General features: G+C 71.7%; 23 protein-coding genes and 2 pseudogenes (1 of these 25 running past the window's edge). 22 read left to right on the top strand and 3 right to left on the bottom strand.

From position 1 onward, the window contains the following. The 3 genes from FrCorBMG51_RS01645 to FrCorBMG51_RS01650 all read left to right on the top strand — a co-directional run. A protein-coding gene (locus FrCorBMG51_RS01645) for a DNA-processing protein DprA (RefSeq protein ID WP_476742085.1) crosses the window boundary here: on the top strand, positions 1-135 show its 3' end. 645 nt of this gene lie to the left of the window's left edge; 135 of the gene's 780 nt are visible here — the last part of the coding sequence; its start codon lies off the left edge, out of view; the stop codon is at positions 133-135. Further along, positions 32-448, top strand: coding sequence for a hypothetical protein (locus FrCorBMG51_RS33400; protein ID WP_420848558.1), 417 nt, complete (start codon positions 32-34; stop codon positions 446-448). The genes FrCorBMG51_RS01645 and FrCorBMG51_RS33400 overlap by 104 nt, the downstream gene beginning before the upstream one ends. Before the next feature lie 292 nt (positions 449-740). Then, positions 741-1721 (top strand): tyrosine recombinase XerC, encoded by a 981-nt coding sequence (locus FrCorBMG51_RS01650; RefSeq protein WP_275452038.1) that lies wholly within the window; start codon positions 741-743, stop codon positions 1719-1721. A 74-nt stretch (positions 1722-1795) separates the two neighbouring features. On the opposite strand, the gene FrCorBMG51_RS29210 is transcribed toward FrCorBMG51_RS01650, so the two are convergent. Then, a complete protein-coding gene (locus FrCorBMG51_RS29210) occupies positions 1796-2461 on the bottom strand; it encodes a murein hydrolase activator EnvC family protein (protein ID WP_047221367.1) in 666 nt (221 codons plus the stop codon). Between the two features lie 533 nt (positions 2462-2994). Between FrCorBMG51_RS29210 and rpsB the strand changes: the two genes are divergently transcribed. The 15 genes and pseudogenes from rpsB (at position 2995) to FrCorBMG51_RS01730 (ending at position 17943) form a co-directional block, all read left to right on the top strand. Further along, positions 2995-3912 (top strand): 30S ribosomal protein S2, encoded by a 918-nt coding sequence (rpsB, locus tag FrCorBMG51_RS01660; protein WP_047221368.1) that lies wholly within the window; start codon positions 2995-2997, stop codon positions 3910-3912. A 191-nt stretch (positions 3913-4103) separates the two neighbouring features. Beyond that, positions 4104-4718, top strand: coding sequence for a translation elongation factor Ts (locus FrCorBMG51_RS01665; RefSeq protein ID WP_047221369.1), 615 nt, complete (start codon positions 4104-4106; stop codon positions 4716-4718). A 239-nt stretch (positions 4719-4957) separates the two neighbouring features. Then, positions 4958-5737 (top strand): UMP kinase, encoded by a 780-nt coding sequence (gene pyrH, locus FrCorBMG51_RS01670; RefSeq protein WP_043606998.1) that lies wholly within the window; start codon positions 4958-4960, stop codon positions 5735-5737. After that, on the top strand, positions 5734-6291 hold the full coding sequence (gene frr, locus FrCorBMG51_RS01675) for a ribosome recycling factor (protein ID WP_047221370.1): 558 nt from the start codon (positions 5734-5736) through the stop codon (positions 6289-6291). Before pyrH ends, frr begins: the two co-directional genes overlap by 4 nt. A gap of 59 nt (positions 6292-6350) precedes the next feature. Beyond that, positions 6351-7210: pseudogene (locus tag FrCorBMG51_RS01680) on the top strand (phosphatidate cytidylyltransferase). A gap of 20 nt (positions 7211-7230) precedes the next feature. Beyond that, positions 7231-8444 (top strand): annotated as a pseudogene (gene rlmN / locus FrCorBMG51_RS01685) (dual-specificity RNA methyltransferase RlmN). Positions 8445-8543: 99 nt separating this feature from the next. After that, the gene (locus tag FrCorBMG51_RS01690) at positions 8544-9632 is read left to right on the top strand and encodes a CE1 family esterase (RefSeq protein ID WP_052914211.1); all 1089 of its coding nucleotides are present in this window, start codon (positions 8544-8546) and stop codon (positions 9630-9632) included. Positions 9633-9836: 204 nt separating this feature from the next. Next, complete coding sequence (gene dxr, locus FrCorBMG51_RS01695; RefSeq protein ID WP_013874815.1) at positions 9837-11057, top strand: 1-deoxy-D-xylulose-5-phosphate reductoisomerase; 1221 nt, start codon at positions 9837-9839, stop codon at positions 11055-11057. Positions 11058-11133: 76 nt separating this feature from the next. Beyond that, entirely contained in the window at positions 11134-12327 is a 1194-nt protein-coding gene (locus tag FrCorBMG51_RS01700; RefSeq protein ID WP_047221372.1) for a M50 family metallopeptidase, read from the top strand. Between the two features lie 127 nt (positions 12328-12454). Beyond that, positions 12455-13606, top strand: coding sequence for a flavodoxin-dependent (E)-4-hydroxy-3-methylbut-2-enyl-diphosphate synthase (gene ispG, locus FrCorBMG51_RS01705; protein ID WP_013874813.1), 1152 nt, complete (start codon positions 12455-12457; stop codon positions 13604-13606). An 18-nt stretch (positions 13607-13624) separates the two neighbouring features. Beyond that, entirely contained in the window at positions 13625-14476 is an 852-nt protein-coding gene (locus tag FrCorBMG51_RS01710) for a GNAT family N-acetyltransferase (RefSeq protein ID WP_047221475.1), read from the top strand. 157 nt (positions 14477-14633) lie between these two features. Continuing rightward, positions 14634-15710 carry an ABC transporter substrate-binding protein gene (locus tag FrCorBMG51_RS01715; RefSeq protein WP_047221373.1) on the top strand — a complete coding sequence of 359 codons (1077 nt, stop codon included), beginning with the start codon at positions 14634-14636 and terminating at the stop codon, positions 15708-15710. Positions 15711-15741: 31 nt separating this feature from the next. Further along, positions 15742-16503 (top strand): ABC transporter ATP-binding protein, encoded by a 762-nt coding sequence (locus FrCorBMG51_RS01720; protein WP_047221374.1) that lies wholly within the window; start codon positions 15742-15744, stop codon positions 16501-16503. Continuing rightward, positions 16493-17407 (top strand): ABC transporter permease, encoded by a 915-nt coding sequence (locus FrCorBMG51_RS01725; protein ID WP_047221375.1) that lies wholly within the window; start codon positions 16493-16495, stop codon positions 17405-17407. Before FrCorBMG51_RS01720 ends, FrCorBMG51_RS01725 begins: the two co-directional genes overlap by 11 nt. 80 nt (positions 17408-17487) lie before the next feature. Beyond that, positions 17488-17943, top strand: a complete 456-nt coding sequence (locus FrCorBMG51_RS01730; protein ID WP_047221376.1) for an RrF2 family transcriptional regulator — start codon at positions 17488-17490, stop codon at positions 17941-17943. A 34-nt stretch (positions 17944-17977) separates the two neighbouring features. Here FrCorBMG51_RS01730 and FrCorBMG51_RS30330 read toward each other — a convergent pair whose 3' ends face one another. Beyond that, positions 17978-18193: a hypothetical protein gene (locus FrCorBMG51_RS30330; protein WP_235433232.1), complete on the bottom strand. Its 216-nt coding sequence runs from the start codon at positions 18191-18193 to the stop codon at positions 17978-17980. Positions 18194-18453: 260 nt separating this feature from the next. After that, positions 18454-18978 (bottom strand): hypothetical protein, encoded by a 525-nt coding sequence (locus FrCorBMG51_RS01740; RefSeq protein ID WP_047221377.1) that lies wholly within the window; start codon positions 18976-18978, stop codon positions 18454-18456. Between the two features lie 212 nt (positions 18979-19190). On the opposite strand from FrCorBMG51_RS01740, the gene rimP reads away from it, so the two are divergent. From rimP to FrCorBMG51_RS30335, 4 genes are all read left to right on the top strand, one after another. Beyond that, a complete protein-coding gene (rimP, locus tag FrCorBMG51_RS01745; RefSeq protein ID WP_076842888.1) occupies positions 19191-19880 on the top strand; it encodes a ribosome maturation factor RimP in 690 nt (229 codons plus the stop codon). Further along, positions 19877-20965: a transcription termination factor NusA gene (nusA, locus tag FrCorBMG51_RS01750; protein WP_047221378.1), complete on the top strand. Its 1089-nt coding sequence runs from the start codon at positions 19877-19879 to the stop codon at positions 20963-20965. The genes rimP and nusA overlap by 4 nt, the downstream gene beginning before the upstream one ends. Positions 20966-20969: 4 nt before the next feature. Next, complete coding sequence (locus tag FrCorBMG51_RS29215; RefSeq protein WP_175648313.1) at positions 20970-21368, top strand: YlxR family protein; 399 nt, start codon at positions 20970-20972, stop codon at positions 21366-21368. Positions 21369-21428: 60 nt separating this feature from the next. After that, positions 21429-22351 (top strand): translation initiation factor IF-2 N-terminal domain-containing protein (locus FrCorBMG51_RS30335; protein WP_235433233.1); only part of this gene is annotated, 923 nt, incomplete at its 3' end.

The raw sequence follows: 22351 nt of genomic DNA on the forward strand, positions 1-22351 counted from the left end.
CGCCCGCCGGCTCGGGCGGGTGGTGATGGCCGTGCCGGGGCCGGTCACGAGCGCCGCCAGCGTCGGATGCCACCGCCTGCTGCGGACCCACCGCGAACAGACCGTCCTGGTCACCGATGCCGCCGAGGTCTGTGAGGAGATCGGCGGCATCGGTGAGCTCGCCGAGTACCCACCGGCGGACACCGGCAGTCGCGACGGCCTGCCCGAGCTGGTCCGTCGCATGCTGGACGTGATGCCAGCCCGCAGTTCGGTGGGAGCGGCGGTGCTGGCACAACGGCTGGGGGAACGGCCCGAAACGGTGCAGGCGCTGATGGGCCCGCTGGTCGTCGAGGGCCTGGTCGAGCTGCGCGGCGACGGATACCGCCTGACAGCGCTGGGCCGAGCGCCGTCCGCGGCCGGCAGGGCCGGCGCGGCTGACGATGCCGGTGCGACCGGTACAGCCGGCTGAGACTGGTGTGGCCGGCTGAGGCTGGTGTGCCGGGGCGTCGCGGGCCGGCCGGTCGGTGTTGACACGAAGCTGATCGAAGGACACCGTGCGGTGGATGGGCGGTGCGGTCGCTGACTCCCGGGATCCGGTCACCGGGGATACCACAACTTCCCGGAGCACCGCCCCGCTGGACAACGCGTCCCGGGACACCGCACCCCGAGACAGCGCCCCGCGGAACAGCGCCCCGCGGGATATCGCTTGCCCGGACAGTGTTCCGCGGGACAGCGCTTCCCGGAGCACCGCCCCGCGGGACATGACGGCCCGCGGGGAAACGGGGGCCTGTGGGGACACGGGGGTTTTCCGGGCTGCCGGGGTCTGCCGGGAGGCCGAGGTTTCCTGGGACGTCGCGGTTTCGGCATACCTTCGCCATCTGGCGACTGAACGTGACCGATCTCCGGAAACCGTTCGCGCCTACCGGGCCGATCTAGCCCATCTGCGCGGGTACGCCCAGGATGTCGGGCTCGACGGGCCTGCCGGTGTCGATCTCGGGGTGCTGCGCGGATGGCTTGCCGGGATGCGGGCCCACGGGGCCGCCGCCACCACGCTGGCCAGGCGGGCCTCGGTGGCGCGCGGCTTCAGCGCGTTCGCGGCCCGGCAGGGATGGCTGGCCGCCGACGTCGCCGAGCGGCTGGCAGGCCCCCGGCGGCCCGCGTCGCTACCGACGGTGCTGACCGCCGCCCAGGCATGGGAGCTGTTGGCGGCCGGCCAGAGCGCGGCCGGCCAGAGCGCGATCGTCGTCCGTGACGACGCCGTCCTCGAGCTGCTGTACGCCACCGCCACCCGGGTCAGCGAACTGTGCGGTCTCGACATCGACGACGTCGACGACGAGCGACGGCTGGTGCGGGTCCGCGGCAAGGGCGGCCGTGAACGTGCCGTTCCCTTCGGCGTGCCCGCCCAGCGGGCCCTACGGAACTGGCTTGCGGCCGGTCGTCCGACGCTCGCCGTGGCCGGCAGCGGGCGGGCGCTGTTCCTGGGGGTGCGGGGCCGCCGGCTCGACCCCAGGACGGTCCGGCGCATCCTGGCCGCCCGAACCGCCACGGCAGACGGGATCGGGCCGATCAGCCCGCACGGCATCCGCCACTCCGCGGCCACGCATCTGCTGGCAGGCGGCGCGGATCTCCGGTCGGTGCAGGAGTTCCTCGGTCATGCCAGCCCGGCCACGACGCAGATCTACACCCATGTCACACCGCAACGGCTGCGTGCCGCGTTCGAGCAGAGTCATCCGCGGGCCTGACGGCCAGGGAGAGCCCAGCGGCCGGGCAACAGTGGCAGGTGATCCCACCCGAGGGGCACGAGGAGCAATCGGTCTCATCCGAGGGGCAGCAGCCGCGGGGAACGGCGCCGGAGCAGGCCGAGCGGGTCGAGATAGCGGCTCCCCTCGAGCAGGCCCCAGTGCAGGCAGGCGGCAGCGGGGCAGCCGGGATGCCCGGCGGCCAGCCGGCCGATCGGTTCGCCCGCGGCCACCGTCCGGCCGGCCGCCACGGTCGGCTCCACCGGCTCGTAGGTCGTCCGCAACGATCCGTGGCTGACGGTCGTCACACCGCGTCCAGCGATCGTTCCGGCGAACGTGACGACGCCTCGGCCGGCGGCCCGCACCTGCGTCCCCGGGGCGGCCACCAGGTCGACGCCGCGGTGGCCGGGGCCGTACGGCGACGACGGCGGGCTGAAGGCGCGGCCGAGGATGAGCGTCCCGTCCAGCGGGGCGCGCCAGAGCGGGCCTGATGGCGCCGTGACGGCACGCCCCGGTGACACCGGGTTCATGCCGGTGCCGCTCCCGAGCGGTACCGGCCCCTCGGATACCGGCGCCGCGATGGCCGGCCGCGTGGGCGCCGGCTGTACGGGGGAGGCGGGGGAGACGGCCGCCCGAGTGCCGTAGCCGGTCAGCGGATGCGGCCATCCGGTGGCCACCAGGGCGAGCAGCGCGGCCGTCAGCAGCAGGAGAAGCAACGGACGGTGTCGGGACGGCGGGATCATGGCGCCTCCGGATTTCCGGGCCGTGAGCGTGCGGCGGGCGGGCGGGTGGCTGGCGGACCGTCGCCGGCACGGCAGGTGCGACCGTGACGCCCGAGCCCGGGAGCCGGGGCGCGTCCGTAGTAGTGATCCGCGCATGTTCCCGCTGCTGCCACGGTGACCGGTGCGGGCCTGGCGGTCACGGCCGGACGGGCTCCTGTGGACAACCCGCCGGTTGCGAGCCGGTCCGTGCACAACCCCCGTCCGGGTGGCCCGTACCCGCTGTGGACGACCCGCCTGTGGACAACCCGCCTGTGGACAACCCGCTGGGGGGCGGCACGCGGGTGGGCGTAGGATTGGGGTACGGCTCGAACGGTCGAGCTGAATCCACACGCCCTTCTCCGCCCGCCCGCCCTCCCGGTGCGGCTGGAAGGCTCTCTCGGTCCGCTGCCATCCGCGGCGGTAGGGGCCAGCAGGGCGTCAGGGGTCCCGGTCGCTGGCCGGGGCCGGTAACCGAGGTGCGTCGGTACCCCCGGCGCAGAAGGGAGCGACGAGCCGTGGCCGTCGTCACCATGAAGCAGTTGCTCGAAAGCGGTGTGCATTTCGGACACCAGACGAAGCGCTGGAACCCGAAGATGAAGCGTTTCATCTTCACGGAGCGCAACGGCATTTACATCATTGACCTGCAGCAGACCCTGTCCTACATCGACCGTGCCTACGACTTCGTCAAGGAGACCGTCGCGCACGGTGGCACCGTCCTGTTCATCGGCACGAAGAAGCAGGCTCAGGAAGCCATCGAGGAGCAGGCGCAGCGGGTCGGCATGCCCTACGTCAAGGAGCGTTGGCTCGGTGGCATGCTCACCAACTTCTCCACGGTGTACAAGCGCCTCCAGCGGCTGAAGGAGCTCGAGGAGATCGAGCTGACCGGCGGCACCGAGGTTCGGACGAAGAAGGAACAGCTCGTGCTGTCCCGGGAGAAGGCCAAGCTCGAGCGGACCCTTGGCGGTATCCGGGACATGACCCGGGTGCCGAGCGCGGTCTGGGTCGTCGACACGAAGAAGGAGCACATCGCCGTCGGGGAGGCCCGCAAGCTCGGCATTCCGGTCGTCGCGATCCTGGACACCAACTGCGACCCGGACGAGGTCGACTACCCGATCCCCGGCAACGACGACGCCATCCGCTCCGCGACCCTGCTCACCCGGGTGGTGGCCGACGCCGTGGCGGACGGGCTGGTGGCCCGTGCGGGTGGGGCGACGTCGGCGGACGTCAAGCCGGAGACGCCCAGCGGCGGGGAGCCACTGACCGAGTGGGAGCAGGAGCTGCTGCGGGGGCAGGTGTCCTCCGCCGACGCGCCGGCCACGGCCGGCTCCGAGGCGCAGCAGCCGGCCGGTCAGGCGCCGGCCGCGCCGGCCGTGCCGGCCCACCCCGACTCCGACACGGTCTCCGCAGTGGGCGCCGCGACCGCCCGGGTCTGACCAGCCGTCCCGGACGCTGGCCTGCCCGGCCTTCGCGCGGTACCCGCCAGCACGTCCTCGCAAGATCCAGTAGCGACCCTACGGGGGCACCGGGGCCCGGCAGCGTGAACGTGAAGAAGTGACGATCGCGCTGCCCGCGGCCCCGGTGGCTCCCACCAACACCAGCAGCCGGATGGAACGAGAAGAGCACCATGGCAGAAATCACCGCCGCTGACATTCGTAAGCTCCGGGAACTCACCGGCGCCGGGATGAGCGACGTCAAGAAAGCGCTCGTCGAGAACGACGGCGACTTCGAGAAGGCCAGGTTCTGGCTGCGGGAGAAGGGCCTGGCGCAGGTCGCCAAGCGGGCTGGGCGCAGCGCCTCCAACGGCCTGGTGGAGTCCTACCTGCACAAGACCGACCCGCAGCTGCCCCCCACCATCGGTGTCCTGCTGGAACTGAAGTGCGAAACCGACTTCGTCGCGAAGACCGACCAGTTCAAGCAGCTCGCGCGGGACATCGCGCAGCACGTCGCGGCGGCAGATCCGCTCTACGTGACCGCGGAGCAGATCCCGAACGAGGTTCTCGAGCAGGAGAAGAAGATCTACGAGGCCGCGGCCCGCGAGGAGGGCAAGCCCGAGCAGGCGCTCCCGAAGATCGTGGAGGGGCGGCTGAACGGCTATGTGAAAGCGGTCGTCCTGCTTGAGCAGCCCTGGGTCCGGGACGGCAAGATCACTATCCGCGCGCTGCTGGAGCAGGCGGGATCCTCGCTCGGCGAGAAGATCGAGGTTGGCCGGTTCGCCCGGTTCAACGTCAAGACGGCCTGACGGCCTGACGGGCCAGTGCCGGTTCCGGCCAGCGGTCCCGGCACTGGCCCCGGCTTCTCCTCAGAGACGTTTTGTCCCTGCTGCCCGTCATGTGTACGTCCAGGTGTACGTCGAACGAACCGGAGGTGGCGGTCAGAGGTTCTGCGACCCGATCGGGTAGGGCAGACTACTCGCAGTGCATATCCACCGGCCGATGATCGTAGCCGACGGCGAGGGGGCCGCTCGTGATCGAAAACGCCATCAGGGACGCGGAAGCGGCTACACCCCATAGTGGCGTTGCCGAGGTGCACTGGCGACGGGTGTTGCTGAAGCTCTCCGGTGAGGCATTCGCCGGTGGCGAGCCACTGGGCATCGACCCGGAGACGCTCGCGACGATCGCTCGCCAGATCGCCGAGGTGAGCCGGACCGGTATCGAGGTCGCGATCGTGGTCGGTGGCGGCAACATGTTCCGTGGCCATCTGCTGGCCGAACGTGGTGTCGACCGGGCCCGGGCCGACTATATGGGCATGCTCTGCACCGTGATCAACTGCCTGGCTCTCCAGGACGCCCTCGAGCGCGAGGGAGTCGTCACCCGGGTGCAGACGGCGATCGCCATGGGCCAGGTCGCCGAGCCCTACCTGCCGCTGCGGGCCATCCGGCATCTGGAGAAGGGCCGTGTCGTCATCTTCGGCGCGGGGCTGGGGGCGCCGTTCTTCTCCACCGACACCACGGCCGCGCAGCGCGCCCTGGAAATCAAGGCACAGGCTGTTCTCAAGGCCACCAAGGTCGACGGTGTGTACGACACCGACCCAACGACGAATCCCCATGCGGTTCGTTTCGATGCACTCGTTTACGGCGAGGTGCTGTCTCGTGGGCTGAAGGTCATGGACGCCACGGCCATCAGTCTGTGCATGGACAACAGGCTGCCGATCGTGGTTTTCGACCTGCTGACGGAGGGGAACATACTGCGAGCCGTCCGCGGTGAGAAGATCGGCACCCTGGTCAGTGTGGACGAGGGCGGGACGGAAGGACGACGGTGATCGACGATGTACTCCTCGAGGCCGAGGAGAAAATGGACAAGGCGGTCGCGGTAGCGAAGGACGACTTCGCCAACATCCGGACGGGGCGGATCACCCCGTCGGTGTTCTCGAAGGTTCTCGTCGACTACTATGGCGCGCCGACCCCGGTGAACCAGCTCGCGTCGTTCCACATTCCGGAACCGAGAATGGTGATCATCACCCCGTACGACAAGGGCTCGCTGGCCGCCATCGAGAAGGCCGTGCGCGACTCCGATCTGGGAGTGAACCCGAGCAACGACGGTACGATCATCCGCTGCCTGTTCCCGGAGCTCTCCGAGCAGCGTCGGCGTGACCTGGCCAAGGTCGCCCGGACGAAGGCGGAGGAGGCCAGGATCAGCATCCGCAACGTGCGCCGGCACAGCAAGGACGCGATCGACCGCATCGTCCGTGACGGCGAGGCCGGCGAGGACGAGGGCCGGCGCGGGGAGAAGGACCTGGACGAGGCGACGCACCGGTACGTCAGCCAGGTCGACGAACTACTGCGGCACAAGGAGTCGGAGCTGCTGGCGGTCTGACCGACAATCGACAGCCATCGATCGCCCCGCGTTGTTCTCCGGCACCGTGAGATGACGTCGTGACCCGCACCGGTCCGGCGGTCGGCACGTCCCGCCCGCGTGGTATCCGGGCCGGTCGGGATCTGCCGGCCGCGATCGCCGTCGGGGTCGTGCTGGCCCTGATCATCCTCGTCCCCCTGTTCACCGTCCGTCCGCTGTGGATCGCCGTCGTCTGTGTGGCGATGGTGGTGGGTACGTACGAACTGGTCAGGGCGCTGCGCCAGCTCGGGGCGCGGATCGCGTTGCCGCCACTGGCGGCGGGNGTACGGCGGCGATGCCCGTGGCCGCCTATGTCGGGGGTGCGTCCGCGCTGGTGGTGGCCCTGGCCGCGACCGTCGTCGTGGTGACGGCGTGCCGTCTCGCCCACGGGGCCGACCATCTGCTCCACGATGTGGCCGCGGGGGCGTTCTGCGCGGCCTACGTGGGCCTGCCGGCCGGCTGCGCCGCGCTGCTGACCAGCCCGTCGGACGGGCCGTGGCGGATAGTCGCCTGCCTGGCCACCGTGGTCGCCAGCGACATCGGCGGCTACGCGGCCGGCGTGCTCTCCGGCGGCCGGCACAAGCTCGCCCCGAACGTCTCCCCGGGGAAGTCCTGGGAGGGTTTTGCCGGCTCCACCGTCACCTGTGTGGTCGTCGCCGGCACGCTGATGGCCTGGACCCTGCACGCCGCCGTCTGGCAGGGGGTGCTGCTCGGACTCGCGGTGGTGTGCACCGCCACCGTTGGTGATCTTGGTGAGTCGCTGCTCAAACGGGACATCGGCATCAAGGACATGGGCAACCTGCTGCCGGGGCACGGCGGGATCATGGACAGGCTGGACTCGGTGCTCTGCACCGTTCCCGTGGCCTGGCTACTGATCACTGTTTTCGTGCCGCCGCCATGACCTGGCAGACTGGACAGGCCATGGCCGTCTCCTCCGCTGTCCCGTCCACCGCCGCCGGCGGCGCCGAAGCGTCCGCGCCGGCCCGGTCGGTGCCGCTCGTCGCCGCACCCAGGCCGCGTCCGCCCCGCCATCTCGCGGATCTGACCACCGCGCAGCGGCGGGAACTCACCGTCTCGCTCGGCGAGCCGGCCTTCCGCGCCGACCAGGTCGCCCGGCACTACTTCGCCAGGTACCTGCGCGCGGGCGACGCCGAGGCGATGACGGATCTTCCCGCCGCCTCCCGCGCGGCGCTGCTGGACGCGTTGCTGCCCGCGCTGCTGACCCCCGCCAAGACCATGACCTGCGACGCCGGCGCCACCCACAAGACGCTGTGGCGGGCCTTCGACGGAGTGCTGATCGAGTCCGTCCTGATGCGCTATCCGGACCGGGCCACGGTCTGCGTGTCCAGCCAGGCCGGCTGCGGCATGGGCTGCCCGTTCTGCGCCACCGGCCAGGGTGGGCTGACCCGCAACCTGTCCGCCGCCGAGATCGTCGAGCAGGTGGTCGCCGCGGCCGGGGCCGTCGCTCGCGGCGAGCTCGCCGGTGGGCCGGCCCGGCTGTCGAACGTGGTGTTCATGGGGATGGGGGAGCCGTTGGCGAACTACGCCACGGTGGTCGCGGCGCTGCGGGTGCTGACCGCCCCGCCACCCGCGGGCCTCGGCCTGTCCGCCCGCTCGATCACCGTGAGCACCGTGGGGCTGGTGCCGGCGATCCGCCGGCTCGCNCCGGTCTGCCGGTGACGCTGGCGGTCTCCCTGCACGCGCCCGACGACGAGCTGCGTGACAGTCTGGTCCCGGTGAACAGGCGCTGGCCGGTGGCCGAGGTGCTCACCGCCGCGTGGGAGTACGCCGAGACGACCGGCCGCCGGGTCAGCATCGAGTACGCCCTGATCGACGATGTCAACGACCAGCCGGAACGCGCCGACGCGCTGGCGGACCTGCTCTTCGGCAGGCTCACCCACGTCAACCTGATCCCGCTCAACCCGACCCGGGGGGTGTCCTGGCAGGCCAGCGAGCGGCGCCGGGAGCGCGAGTTCGTCCGCCGGTTACGGTTACGCGGTATAACGGCCACTGTTCGCGACACCAGGGGGCGTGACATCGCGGCGGCCTGCGGGCAACTCGCCGCCGACGCCCCGACCGGGCTGACCGGGCCGGGTACGGACCGGCCGGACGGGAGTGGCCGTGCCGGCAGGTGAGCGCCGTTCCGCCCGCNAGGTGAGCGCCGTTCCGCCCGCCGGGTCCCGCCCCGCCGCTCTCCCCTGTGGGGGCCGCTCGTCGCGGTGGTCGGGGCGATAATGATCGTTGTTGTGCTGATCCTGTATGCCGGCGGGCACGGCGGCGGCACGGTCACCGAGACCGGGCAGTCGGACGCCGCGACGGGCCCTGACACCGCCAGCGTGCTGCCGAGGGCAGCCGGCGGTACCGGCGGTACCGGTGGTACCGCCGGCGCCGGTACACCGCGGGCGTCGGCGGTACCGGCCGTGGTGAGCGGATGCGTCTCCGGCAAGAACATCTCGGCCGGATCGAGCCACCAGACGCTGCGGGTCGGCGCGGACACCCGTGGCTATCAGCTCGCGGTCCCCGCCGGGAGCATCCCGGCCAGACCACTCCCGCTGATCGTCGTCTTCCACGCCGCCGGGGAGAACGCCGCCGCGGTGGAGGGCTACACCCACCTGAGCGAGGTCGGCGCCAGGTCCGGCTACGCGGTGGCCACGCCGGACGGCGTGGACGGGAAGTGGAACTTCGTCCGCCGCCCCGCGGCCGGCCCGGACGACGTGGCCTTCGTGGCCGCGCTCGTCAACGACCTGACCGCGCGGACGTGTCTGGACGCCCAGCGGGTCTTCGCCACCGGCCTCGGGGACGGCGCGGACATGGCGGTGACCGCGGCCTGCGCGCTGCCCGGCGTGTTCGCCGCGGTGGTGCCGGTGGCCTCCGCCGTCATACCCGCAGCCTGCGCCTCCCCGGCGCCGAGTCTGCTGGCCATCCACGGCACGAGCGACCCGGTGACGCCGCTGGATGGCGGCGGGGCCGACCGTCCCGCTCCCTTCGACGGCACCCAGGCCCAGCCGATGGAGGCCAGGCTGGGCCGTTACGCCGGCTTCGTCGGCTGCGGCCCGGCTGCCCCCTGGATCGACGACACCAGGTCGCTCGGCCTGAAGCGGCTGATCCACACGGCCTGCCCGGGCGGGCGTGACGTGGGCCTGCTGGCGGTGCAGGGCGGTGGGCACGTCTGGCCGGACCCCGACGCCAGCCCGCCCGCGGGAGCGGCCCGCGCGCGGTTCAGCGCCACGGAGGTCGCCCTGGCCTACTTCCGGGGGCATCCGCAGCCGGCGCCGGCCAGTGTCTCGCCAACCGCCGGGACGCCGACCCAGGCGGGCCGGTAGCCGGCCGCCGCACCGGGCCTGTGATTACTTTTGGTAACCCTCTGTTCGGCAAATCGGGATATCCGGGACGATAGACTGTGGCTATGACAAATGCCATATCGGCGGTGACTGCCGCCCCCTTCCGGGCGCGGATGGTCCTGCCCAGGCAGGGCCGGGTGTCGGCATGCGAACAGGTGTCGTCGTAGCCGGATGACGCCTGCGACAATGGTTCACGTGGTCGAGTCACCGTCCCCGCGTGAGGTTGTCCTGCTCGGTTCGACCGGTTCGATCGGAACCCAGGCCATCGACGTGGTGAAACGCAATCCCGATCGGTTCCGCGTGGTGGCGCTCACCGGCGGTGGTGGCAGGGTCGACCTGCTGGCCGCCCAAGCGCTTGAGCTGGGCGTCGAGGCGGTGGGTGTGGCCCGCGCCTCCGCCGCGCAGGACCTCCAGCTCGCCTTCTACGCGGAGGCCTCCCGGCGGGGCTTCCGCCGCGGCGAGTACGCCATCCCGAAGATTCTCACCGGGCCGGACGGCGCCACGGAGGTCGCCGCCTGGCCGTCCGACGTCGTTCTCAACGGCATCACCGGGTCGGTCGGCCTCGCCCCGACGCTCGCGGCGCTGCGGGCGGGCCGCACGGTGGCCCTGGCCAACAAGGAGTCGCTCGTCGCCGGTGGCCCGCTGGTGCTCGACGCCCTCGGTGGTGACCCGTCCCGGCTCGTCCCGGTGGACTCCGAGCACTCCGCGCTCGCCCAGTGCCTGCGCGGCGGCCGGGCCGACGAGGTGCGCAAGCTCGTCCTGACCGCGAGTGGTGGACCGTTCCGTGGCCGCACCCGTGACCAGTTGGGCGAGGTGACGCCCGAGCAGGCCCTCGCGCACCCAACGTGGGACATGGGGCCGCTCGTCACGATCAACTCGGCCACCCTGGTGAACAAGGGCCTTGAGCTGATCGAGGCGCACCTGTTCTTCGGCGTGCCCTACGACGACATCGACGTGGTCGTCCACCCGCAGTCGCTGGTGCACTCGATGGTCGAGTTCACCGACGGGTCCACGCTCGCCCAGGTCTCCCCGCCGGACATGCGGCTGCCGATCGCCCTCGCGCTGGGCTGGCCCGACCGGGTGCCGCACGCCCAGGCTCCGATGGACTGGCGCCGGGCGCAGTCGCTGACCTTCGAGCCGCTGGACGCCACCGTGTTCCCCGCGGTCGACCTCGCCCGCGAGGCCGGCCGCCGCGGGGGGACCGCGCCGGCCGTCTTCAACGCCGCCAACGAAGAGGCGGTGGCGGCCTTCCTCGACCACCGGCTGCCCTTCGTGCGCATCGTCGACGTGGTGGCCGAGGTGGTCACGGCGCATACCGTGGTGCGACGTCCGAGCCTGGACGAGGTCCTGGACACCGAGCGGGACGCGCGCGCCCGGGTGCGCGCCCTTGTCGATCAAGGAGCCTGATCGAGACGTGATGCCTTCGTGACCGAGGGGTACCCAGTAGAAGCGTGTAGGGCTGTGATCGGGGCGTGAGCGCACCATGACCAACGCAGTCGGCATTGTCGCGTTCGCGCTGGCGCTGCTCGTCTCGATCCTGCTGCACGAGGCCGGCCACTTTGTGACGGCCCGTCACTACGGTATGAAGGCGTCGAAGTTCTTCGTCGGGTTCGGCCCCACCCTGTGGTCCCGGACCAGGGGCGAGACCGAGTACGGCATCAAGGCGCTGCCGGTCGGCGGGTTCGTCAAGATCGAGGGGATGACCCCGCTCGAGGAGATCGACCCGGCCGACGCACCCCGGGCGTTCCACACCCGGCCGGCGTACCAGCGGGCCGTCGTGCTGGTGGCCGGGTCGTTCATGCACTTCGTCATCGCACTGGTGCTGATCTACGGCGTGCTGCTGGCGCTGGGCACCTCACGCCCCAGTGAGAACACGGTCGGTCGGACGGTCTGTGTGCCGGTGGCGAACGAGTGCGCCCCGGGTGCCTCGGCCGGCCCGGCCGAACGCGCGGGCGTGCGCGCGGGCGACCAGGTGGTCAGCTTCGACGGCACGCCGATCACGAGCTGGAACCAGTTCACCCGCCTCATCCGTACCCACGGCGCGGGGGTCGCGCCCCTGGTGGTGGAGCGGGACGGCCAGACCGTCACGCTGTACCCGGAGCTGGTCTCGGTCATGCGTGACCGGCAGACCGGGCTCGCCGGCAACGACCCCGTCGGGGCGATCGGGATCGCGCAGGGCTACGAGACCGTCCGGTACAACCCGATCTCGGCCGTGCCGAAGACCCTGAGCGTCCTGGGCGGCGGTGTCACCGGCATGTACGACACGCTCGTGCACCGGCTCGACGAGCTCACGAACCTGTTCAGCCCCGACCGCAACCCGAACGGGCTGGTCGGTGTGGTCGGCGCGGCCCGCGTCGGTGGCGAGCTGCTGTCCGCCCCGGACACCTCCGCGAGCCAGCGGATAGGTGACTTCGTCGTTCTCGTGGCCGGGGTCAACCTGGCGGTCGGTCTGTTCAACCTGCTGCCGCTGTTCCCGCTCGACGGTGGGCACCTGGCGGTGCTCGGTTTCGAACAGGCCCGCCACGGTGTGCGCAGGCTCGCCGGCTACCGGGGCCCGACCAAGCGTGTCGATCTTGTGAAGCTCATGCCCGCGGCGTACGTAATGGTCGCATCCTTCGCCTTGCTGAGCCTGCTCATCCTGTTCGCCGACATCATCAATCCGATCAGATTCAACTAGCCGGCCGACGAGGGCGTGATCACAACTTTTTACGCCGCCGATATCCGGAAACCGGCGAGCGGTAACACCTCGTGACTTTCGTCCAGTTTCTGACCTTCGTGACCATCGACACGCCAGTGAGGACATCGTGACCGTAACTCTCGGCATGCCTGAGGCACCGGCCCTCTCGATTGCCTCCCGGCGCCGCAGCCGACAGATTCACGTCGGCAACGTGCCGGTCGGCGGGGACGCGCCCGTCTCCGTCCAGTCCATGACCACGACGCTCACCTCCGATGTCAACGCCACCCTGCAGCAGATCGCGCAGCTGACCGCCTCCGGCTGCCAGATCGTGCGCGTGGCCGTCCCCAGCCAGGACGACGCGGACGCGCTGCCCGCCATTGCCAGGAAGTCGCCGATCCCGGTTATCGCCGACATTCACTTCCAGCCGAAGTACGTGTTCGCGGCAATCAACGCCGGCTGTGCCGCCGTCCGCGTCAACCCCGGGAACATCAAGGAGTTCGACGACAAGGTCGGCGAGATCGCCCGGGCCGCCATCGACGCCGGCACCCCGATCCGCATCGGGGTCAACGCCGGCTCGCTGGACAAGCGCCTGCTGGCCAAGTACGGACGCGCCACCCCCGAAGCGCTGGTGGAGTCGGCGCTGTGGGAGTGCTCCCTGTTCGAGGAGCACGGCTTCACCGACATCAAGATCTCCGTGAAGCACCACGACCCGGTCGTGATGGTCCAGGCGTACCGGCTGCTGGCGCAGCGCTGCGACTACCCGCTGCACCTCGGGGTCACCGAGGCGGGCCCGGCGTTCCAGGGCACGATCAAGTCGGCGGTGGCCTTCGGTGCCCTGCTGTCCGAGGGCATCGGGGACACGCTGCGGGTCTCGCTGTCCGCGCCCCCGGTCGAGGAGGTCAAGGTCGGCATCGGGATCCTGGAGTCCCTGGGCCTGCGGCAGCGCACCCTGGAGATCGTCTCCTGCCCGTCCTGCGGCCGTGCCCAGGTCAACGTGTACAAGTTGGCAGAGGAGGTCAGCGCCGGGCTGGACGGGATGACCGTGCCGCTGCGGGTCGCCGTCATGGGCTGCGTGGTCAACGGCCCCGGCGAGGCGCGCGAGGCCGACCTCGGGGTGGCCTCGGGCAACGGCAAGGGGCAGATCTTCGTCCGGGGCAAGGTCATCAAGACCGTGCCCGAGGCCCAGATCGTGGAGACCCTCATCGAGGAGGCCCTGCGGCTGGCCGAGCAGATGGAGGCCGACGGCGTTTCCGGTGAACCCTCGGTTTCGGTCAGCTGACCTCAAATACTCGTGACCATGGGCCTGCCGCTGCGTTCCGCCCCCATCCGTCTGCTCGACGACCGCGACCTGCCGGCGGTGCGGGAGGTGCTGGCGCGCAATCCGATCGCCGACGTGTTCGTCGCCTCCCGCGTGCAGGCGTGCGGACTCGCTCCCTGGCGGCTCGGGGCGCAGATGTGGGGTCACATGGTCGACGGCCAGCTGGCCGCGCTGTGCTATTCGGGGGCGAACCTCTGGCCCGTGGCGGCGGGTCCGGCGTCGGCGAAGGTGTTTGCCGAACGGGCCCGTCGCCAGGGCCGCCGGTGTTCCTCGATCGTCGGGGTGGCCGAGACGGTGCTGGCGATGTGGCGGCACCTGGAACCGGGCTGGGGGCCGGCCCGCGAGGTCAGGGCGGACCAGCCGCTGCTGGCGATCTCCAAGCCGCCTGCGGTCGCCCCGGATCCGGCCGTCCGCCGAGTGCGGCCGGACGAACTGGACGTGCTGCTGCCGGCGTGCGTGGCGATGTTCACCGAGGAGATCGGGGTCTCCCCGGTCCGTGACGACGGTGGCGCGCTCTACCGGGCCCGGGTCGCCGAGTTCGTCAACCAGCGTCGTTCCTTCGCCCGCATCGAGGACGGGCGCGTGGTGTTCAAGGCCGAGATCGGCGCGGTCGCCGGGGACGTCTGCCAGATCCAGGGGGTCTGGGTGGCCCCGGAGCTGCGGGGCACGGGGATCGGGACGGCGGGTACGGCCAGCGTCGTGGCGCTGGCGCAGACCAGCCTCGCGCCCGTGGTGAGCCTCTACGTCAACGAGTACAACCATGCCGCCCGCCGGGTTTACGACCGGGTGGGCTTCTACCGGGCCGGGACCTTCGCGTCGATCCTGTTCTGACTGTCCGTTTCTGCGCGCCCACCGGCCGTTTTCTAACCATTTTTGTGAACAAAGGGCCGGGATGGCGACCTTGTCGCGAGTCTGGCATCCTCTGTTTCTCAACCACTTCTATCGAATTGCGTGGCGCTGCGTGCTGCCACGGTGGAGGGGAAGGCTCATGTTCTCGAGGAGGCTGTGGCGTCGGGTCGCGCCACTGCTCACGGCCGGCGCGCTGGCGTTGGCGCTGACGGCCTGCTCGAGCGGGGGAGACGACGACACCGTCACGACCGGCAACGCCACCGGTGGCAACCCGACCGGCACCCTGCGGCTCGGCTATTTCCCCAACCTCACCCACGCGCCCGCCGTTTACGGCATCGATCAGGGCATCTTCGCGCAGAAGCTCGGCCCGGGCGTGGAGCTGAAGACCGCGACGTTCAACTCGGGTGTCCAGGCGTCCGAAGCCCTCATTTCCGGTGCGCTGGACGCCACCTATATCGGACCGAACCCGGCGGTCAACACCTTCACCAAGTCCAAGGGTGAGGCTGTCCGGATCGTCTCAGGGGTGACCTCGGGCGGTGCCGGGCTGGTGGTGAAGAGCGACATCACCTCGGTCGAGCAGCTGCGGGGCAGGACGATCGCCACCCCGAGCCTGGGCAACACCCAGGACGTGGCCCTGCGCTACTACCTCAAGCAGCACGGCCTGGCCACCGACAAGAGCGGCGGCGGCGACGTCCAGATCCGCCCGCAGGACAACACGGTGACGGTGGACGCCTTCAAGTCCGGCGCCATCGACGGCGCGTGGGTGCCCGAGCCGACTCTGTCCCGGCTGATCTCCGACGGTGGGAAGCTGCTGGTCGACGAGGCGACGGAATGGCCCGGCGGCAGGTTTGTCACCACGTTGCTGCTGGTGCGCACCGACTATCTCAAGAGCAACCCTGAGATCGTCAGGCGTCTGGTGGAGGCGAACGCCGCCTCGATCGACGCCCTCAACGCCGACCCGGTCAAGGGTCGGGACGTGACCAACCAGGGGCTGGCGAAACTGTCCGGCAAGCCGTTGGCCGACGCCGTCATCGAGCCGGCCTGGAAGCGCCTGACGTTCACGGTCGACCCGGTCGCGTCGTCGCTGGTCGCCTCGGCCGATCACGCGACCGAGCTCGGCCTGCTGCCCAAGGCCGATCTGAACGGAATTTTCGATCTCACGGCTGTGAACGCGGTGCTGGCGGCGAGCGGCAAGCCGTCGGTGTCCGCGCAGTAGCTGTACGTTCCGGATCAGGGAGCAGTTTCCAGTGACCGCTGTCATCGACGCGAGCGCGGTCCGGATCGACGGTGTGAGCCGGATCTTCGGGTCCGGCTCACACCGCGTCCACGCACTCGACAACGTCTCCTTCGACGCCCGGCCGGGGGAGTTCGTCTGTCTGCTGGGCGCCTCCGGCTGTGGGAAGTCGACGTTGCTGGGCATCCTCGCCGGCATCGACAACCCCACGTCCGGCACGGTCGACGTCGGTGACCGCCAGGTCGGGCTGATGTTCCAGGATTCGGCGTTGCTGCCGTGGCTGACCGCCGGGGGCAACGTCGCCCTGCCGATGAAGATCCGCGGTGTCCCCCGGGCCGACCGGAAGGCCCGGGTCGAACAGCTGCTCGCGCTGGTCCGCCTCGCCGGCCTGGCCGACAAGCGTCCGCACGAACTCTCCGGCGGTATGCGCCAGCGGGTCAGTCTCGCCAGGGCGTTCGCCCAGGAGGCGGACGTGCTGTGCATGGACGAGCCCTTCGGCGCCCTCGACGCGATGACGCGCGACCTGCTGCACGACGAGCTGGAACGGATCTGGCGGGAGACCGGCGTGACCATCCTGTTCGTCACCCACGACGTGCGGGAGGCGGTGCGCCTCGGCGACCGCGTCGTGCTGCTGTCGAGCCGGCCGGGGCGGGTGGCCGAGATCTTCGACGTCGGGCTGCCGCGTCCCCGCCGTATCGACTCACCCGACGTGGCCGCGCTGGCCGTGGCCATCACCGACCGACTGCGTGAGGAGGTGGTCCGCCATGGCCACTGAGGTCACGATCACGTCCGCGACGGCGCGCGCCACGCCGGTCGGGTCAGCCGCCGACATCGACGCCGCCCTCGCCGGGCTCGACGCCCTTGAGACGGCCACCGAGCCCCGTCCCCCGCTCGCGCTGAGGATCTGGTCGGTGACCTGGCCGAAGCTGGGCGCGATCATCATCTTCCTGCTGCTGTGGCAGGTCGTGGTGTGGAGCGGCTGGAAGCCCTCCTACGTGCTGCCCGGCCCGGGTGAGGCCCTCTCGGACCTGGGCCGCAGGGTCACCACCGGGGACTTCTGGTCGGCCGCCGCCCGCACCCTGCAACGGGCCGTGGCCGGATACGCACTGGCCATCCTCATCGGCGGAATCGTCGGCGTGGCCGTGGCCCGGTTCGCCCTGCTGCGGTCCGCGGTTGGCTCGTTCATCACGGCGTTGCAGACCATGCCGTCCATCGTCTGGTTCCCGCTGGCGATCCTGCTGTTCAAGCTCACCGAGTCCGCGATCCTCTTCGTCGTCGTGCTCGGCGCCGCGCCGTCGATCGCCAACGGTGTCATCAGCGGCATCGACTACGTCCCGCCCCTGCTGACCCGGCTCGGCCGGACCATGGGAGCGCGCGGCCTGCAGCTCTACCGGCTGGTGGTGGCACCGGCGGCCCTGCCGTCGGTGGTGGCCGGGCTCAAGCAGGGCTGGGCGTTCGCCTGGCGCAGCCTGATGGCCGGCGAACTGCTCGTCGTCGTCCCCGGCCACCCCTCCATCGGCTCGGACCTGGAGGACAGCCGGCAGCTGCTGGACACGGTGGGCGTGCTGGCGATGATGATGACGATCTTCGTCATCGGGGTGCTGGTGGACGCCGCCTTCAACGCCGGCGACCGCCGAATGCGCGCCCGCCGGGGGCTGCTGCCGCCTCGGTCACACTGAGTTGTAGCGGATCCGGGTCGCGCGGCGGCGGGTGGCACCCGGCTCGGGCGTACGGGGACCTTGGCCGGCAAGATGGATGCATGCAGATCTCCGCGCGAGCCGACTATGCCCTGCGTGCGTTGCTCACCCTGGCCGCGTCCAACGGCGATCTCGTCAAGGGTGAGACGCTGGCGACCGCGCAGGATCTGCCGCTGCGGTTCCTGGAGAACATCCTCACCGACCTGCGCCGCAGCGGTCTGGTGCGCAGCCGGCGAGGGGCTGACGGCGGCTACCGGCTCTGCCGGCCGGCGAACGAGATCACCGTGGCGATGGTCATCCGGGCCACCGACGGCCCACTGGCCAGCGTCCGGGGCCGCCGGCCGGAGGAGGCGGTGTACGAAGGCGCCGCCAAACACCTCCAGGAGGTGTGGATCGCCGTGCGGGTCAGCCTCCGCCGGGTCCTTGAGGAGGTGACGCTGGCCGACATCGCCAGCGGCCACCTGCCACCGATCGTCGGCGAGCTCGGCCGGGACCGTGACGCCTGGGTCGGCCGCTGATCTTTCCCGTCACGCTCGGAGTTTCCCGCCACCTTCAGACACCGGGCAGTGCCCGGGTGGCCCGCTCCACCGGCTGGCCCGCGGCCAGGCGTGCCTGCTGGCCGCGTACGGCCGTCCCCGCCAGCGCGTCGACCACCAGCGCGCGCAGATCGCCGGCCAGCGCGTCGAGCGCGTCGTACGCGGCGGCCGCGCAGCGGTCCTCAACGGCGGCGAGCAGTTCGAGCGCGCCGGTGAGCCCGCTGGGCGGCACCGGCAGCTGGTACGCGGGCTGGGCCGCCGGCGGGCTGCANGCGGGCTGCCGCCGCGGCCGAGGACCTCGGCCACCAGCCGGTCTCGCAGCTCCCGGTGGGCGCTGTAGGCGGTCTGGGCGAGCAGCCGGGTCGGGTCCGAGGCGGGCCGCAGCGGCGCCAGCGCGCCACCGGCCGCGGCACAGGCGTACACGGCGGCGTGCTGCACCGCCAGCAGGTCGGACAGCGCCTGGACGGTGCCCGGGTCGTCCGCCATCAGCGATCACCCAGCCAGCTGGGTGAGCAGGTCGGCATGGGCGAGTTCGGCCGCGTGGATGCTGGCCAGCAGGGGGACGACGGCCGCGGCCGCCGTCAGGCACCGGGTGCGCAGCAGGGCCGCGGCCTGTTGTTCCAGTTGGACGAGCGCGGCGACCGTGACCTGTTGGGACACCGCGCTCCGTTGGGGCGTCGCCTGGTCGGCCGTGGCGAGCTGGGCGGTGGTGGGCCGGGCCGTGGCGGAACCGAACGCCCCGGGGGCGCTGGGTATCCCTGGCAGGTCAGTGGCGATCGTGAGGCCGCCGCCGGTCGCGGCCGATCCGAGACGGCCGACGTGCTCGACATGGTGGGCGCGTAGCACCGTCAGGGTGGCGGCGATCGCCGGATGCGTGCGGATCGCCTGATCATAGGCGACGAGAAGGCCCTGCTCGGACCGTGTCGCCGCCTCGAGCAGGGCGCTGTCGACGGTGTCCGGGCCGCTGGGCTCGCCCGGGCCGTACGCCGACCGGTTCCAGCTGCAGCCGGCGAGCACAGCCGTCGCGGCCAGGGGGAGCGCGCCGAGAACACCCCGCCGGCTCNCCGGCTCGGTCGCCGGCCAGCACCTGTCACGCTCACGGTCCAGCAGCTTGTCACAGCGACGGCGGTGGCGGCCGGACTCCCCGGCCGCCGCGGGGAGAAGCCGGTCGGGTCGGACGTAGGCTCAGGATCTCCGGAGAGCACCATCGTGGAAAGGAGCGGGTCGACATGGGCGACGCCGTGGCCGCAACCAGTGCCGCCGATGCCGGGGGTGGGCGACGTCGCGCCCGGACCCGGCCCCGAAGCCCGGACGTCCGGCCCAGCTCCGCCCGGGCGGAGCTGGTGCGCCTGCTCACCCCGCAGCTTGCCGCACGGGGGTTCGACCTGGAAGACGTCACCGTCAGCCGGGCCGGCTCCCGTAGCGTGGTCCGGGTGGTCGTGGACCGCGACGGCGGGGTGGACCTGGACGCGGTCGCCGAGGCCAGCCGGGTGGCCTCGGCCGTGCTCGACGCCGCCGAGACCGATCCGGCGGCCGGTGGCCCGCCGCTGGCCGGGCCGTACGTCCTCGAGGTCAGCTCGCCCGGTGTCGATCGTCCGCTGGTGGCGCCGCGGCACTGGCGCCGGGCCCGCGGGCGGCTGGTGTCGGTGCGTACCCGGGACGGCCGGCAGCTGCTCGGGCGGGTGCGCGCCACGGACGAGCAGACGGCCGAGCTGGTGCCCGAGGGTGGGCGCACGGCCGTCGGCGAAGTGATACGGATATCCTTTGCGGACGTGGTCAGAGCCGCTGTGCAGGTGGAGTTCCGCGCAACCGACGAGGATCTCGTGACCGGCGACGAGGATCCCGCGGGCGACGAGCATCCTGCAGGCGACGAGGTCCTCGCGGCCGGCGAGGCCCAGGACGCGGAGGCGCAGCGATGAAACTCGACGTGGCGGCGTTGCGCGGCATCGAACGTGAGAAGGACATCGCCTTCGACACCCTGGTGGAGGCGATCGAGACCGCGCTGCTGACCGCCTACCGGCACACCGACGGGGCGGCCGCGGACGCTCGGGTGGTCATCGACCGGACGTCCGGGCACGTGGCGGTGTACGCCCGCGAGACCTCCCTGGACGGGATGACGCGGGAATGGGAGGACACCCCCGCGGACTTCGGCCGGATCGCCACGATGACGGCCAAGCAGGTGATCATGCAGCGGCTGCGCGAGGCCCAGCAGGAGATCACCTACGGGCAGTATGCCGACCGGGAGCACGAGGTCGTCTCCGGCGTCGTCCAGCACCACGAGCAGCGGGCCGGCTCGAAGGTCGTTCTGGTCGATCTCGGCACCATCGAGGGCGTGCTGCCGCCCGCCGAGCAGGTTCCCGGCGAACGTTTCGAGCACGGGGACCGCATCAAGTGTTATGTCGTCAGCGTCACCCGGGGCGTGCACGGCCCCACGGTGACCCTGTCGCGGACCCATCCGGAGCTGGTCAAGGGCCTGTTCCGGCTGGAGGTGCCGGAGGTGGCCGACGGCACGGTGGAAATAGCCGCGATCGCCAGGGAGGCGGGCCACCGCAGCAAGATCGCGGTTCGGTCGACGGTGGCCGGGGTGAACCCGAAGGGCGCCTGCATCGGCCCGATGGGAGCGCGGGTACGGGCCGTCATGGCCGAGCTGCATGGCGAAAAGATCGACATCGTCGACTGGTCCGCTGACCCGGCCACGTTCGTCGGTAACGCACTGTCACCGGCACGGGTGGCCCGGGTCGAGGTCACGGATCCCGCCGTCCGCGCGGCGCGGGTGGTCGTGCCGGACTACCAGCTCTCCCTCGCCATTGGCCGGGAAGGGCAGAACGCCCGGTTGGCGGCACGCCTGACCGGGTGGCGCATCGACATCCACTCGGACACGGAAGGCGCCGGTGACCCAGTGGCACGGGATGGTGCCGAGGCGGGTGCCCGGCGGGCCGTGTCGCCGTCCCTTCCCCGGAGATCTCCCGCTACCGGCGGCCCCTCGTCAGGTGCAACGAGATAGACTGATGGGCGCACGCCGTGCGGAGCCGGTCCGTACATGTGTGGGATGCCGTGCCCGGGTGGCGCGGTCGGACCTGATGCGTACGGTGGCAGTTGGCGGTGAGCTCAGACCAGATGTTCGCCGACGTATGCCTGGGCGGGGGGCACACCTGCACCCCGATCTGGCATGCCTGGATCTCGCGGAACGCCGCAGGGCGTTTCCGCGGGCGCTGCGGGTCGCGGGGCCGCTCGGACTTGAACATGTCAGGGCGCACCTCGTCCAGCAGCGCACGGCCGGGGAGCAGCGTAGGACGGACAGGCCTCGCACCGATGCGGGGTTGACGGAAGATCGAACGACGTCACCAGATGTCGACACGGAAGCAGGTCGAGACAGCGATGACCGCGCGATGAGCACGCAGCCATGATCACGACCGGCAGGTAACCAGGGTCACGCGGGCGGACCGCGGGCCGAACGAAGGAGCACCGTGGCAGGAAAGGCCCGCGTACATGAGCTCGCCAAGGAGCTTGGCGTCGACAGCAAGACCGTGCTTGCCAAACTGAAGGATCTCGGCGAGTTCGTGAAGTCGGCATCATCCACAGTCGAGGCACCGGTCGTCCGCAAGCTCAAGGAGTCGTTCCCCTCCGAGAGCGCCGGCGCGCAGCGGCCCGCCGCGCGCGGCGGCGGCGCCTCGGGCAACGGCGCCCGGCCGGTACCCGGTGCCCGTCCCGGGCCGGTACCGCCCCGCCCGGGTCCGCGGGTACCCGGCCGTCCGGGCGCACCGGGCGCACCGGGCGCACCAGGCGCACCAGCCCGTCAGCAGGGCCCCGGGGCCCCGGCCGCGCCCGCCGGCCAGACACCGTCAGGCCCGGTCGCCCCACCGCGTCCGAACACGTCGCCGACACCGCACGCCGCCGCGGCCCGCGGGGCCAGCCCGGTTCCCGCGGCGGGTGCCCCGTCGGCCGCGCAGCACACGCGGCCCCGCCCGGGCCCCACTCCGCCCTCCCGGCCGGGCTCCACGGGCGGCGCGCACAACGCGCCCGCGCAGACCCCGCCGGACACGGGCCCGGCGGCGCAGACCCCGCCGGTGAAGAACGCCCCGGCCTCGGGGCCGTCGGTGAAGAACTCTGGCTCGCGGCCCACGCCCGGCCCGCGTCCCGGCCCCCGGCCGGCCGGCCCTGGTAACAACCCGTACACGACATCGGGCTCGCAGTCACGGCCGCAGTCGCCGGCTTCCGGCGCCTCCGGTGGTACGCCGGCCGCGCCGTCGCACCGTCCAGGCGCCGGTGGGCGTCCCGGCGGCCCACGTCCGGGCGGCGCGGGTGGCCCGCGTCCCGGTGGTACCGGTGGCCCGCGGCCGTCGCCCGGCCAGATGCCGCCGCGTCCCGGTGGTACCGGTGGCCCGCGGCC

The sequence above is a fragment of the Protofrankia coriariae genome (assembly GCF_001017755.1).
In the GTDB taxonomy this organism is placed as follows: Bacteria; Actinomycetota; Actinomycetes; order Frankiales; family Frankiaceae; genus Protofrankia; species Protofrankia coriariae.